Genomic DNA, 356 nt, shown 5'->3' with positions numbered 1-356 from the left:
CCGATCACTTCGTCGGCGACCAGCAGGATGTCGTACTTGCGGCAGATCCGCTGGATCTCCGGCCAGTACGTCGACGGCGGGAAGATCACGCCGCCCGCGCCCTGGAACGGTTCGCCGATGAACGCCGCGACGTTCTCCGCGCCGAGTTCGAGGATCTTCGCTTCGAGCTGCTGCGCACGCGCGAGGCCGAACGCTTCGGGCGTCTCGCCTGCTTGCGCTTCGCCGAAGAAATACGGCTGGTCGATGTGCACGATGTGCTCGACCTTCGACGGCATCTGCTCGTGCATGTAGCCCATCCCGCCGAGCGTGCCGCCCGCGATCGTCGAGCCGTGATAGCCGTTCTTGCGCGAGATCAC

General features: G+C 65.7%; 1 protein-coding gene. It reads right to left on the bottom strand.

The annotated features are described in order from the left end of the window. On the bottom strand, nucleotides 1-356 hold a 356-nt coding region (locus HWX07_RS36805), incomplete at both ends, for an aminotransferase class III-fold pyridoxal phosphate-dependent enzyme (protein ID WP_175879494.1).

This window comes from Burkholderia sp. BCC0097, from assembly GCF_902832985.1.
Taxonomy (GTDB): Bacteria; Pseudomonadota; Gammaproteobacteria; order Burkholderiales; family Burkholderiaceae; genus Burkholderia; species Burkholderia orbicola.
This window is presented reverse-complemented; position numbering and strand designations above follow the sequence as displayed.